We start from the raw sequence: 342 nt of genomic DNA on the forward strand, positions 1-342 counted from the left end.
CCGACAAGGCCCGCTATTTCAACGTCAACGTCAGCGATGAAGCGGCCGTCTCGGCAGCCATCGACCAGGCCCACGATTTCCTCGGCGGCCTGAACGTGGCGATGAACTGCGCCGGCATAGTCGGCTCGCACAGTAGAGGCCAATCCAAGCCAAGTCCGCCCGGGACGTACACAGGATTGTCAGCATGCTTCGGCTGGAAACCCGCTGGGCAATCAAAATGCTGAATCTTCGCCAGCTACGCCATGGGTACCTGGGACGTGGGCGCGCTGCGCCTCATCGGCGGCGTGCGCGTGGAGAACACCCGCTTCAAGGCGATCGGCAACCAGGTGGACGTGGCCGCCA

1 pseudogene is annotated in these 342 nt (G+C 63.5%); it reads left to right on the top strand.

The window, feature by feature from the left end:
- Window positions 1-224, top strand: a pseudogene (locus ABGA94_RS05125) (hypothetical protein); the annotation flags it as partial.
- Window positions 225-342: the final 118 nt, after the last annotated feature.

This window comes from Stenotrophomonas sp. 3diitr2024, assembly GCF_042136455.1.
Classification (GTDB): domain Bacteria; phylum Pseudomonadota; class Gammaproteobacteria; order Xanthomonadales; family Xanthomonadaceae; genus Stenotrophomonas; species Stenotrophomonas sepilia.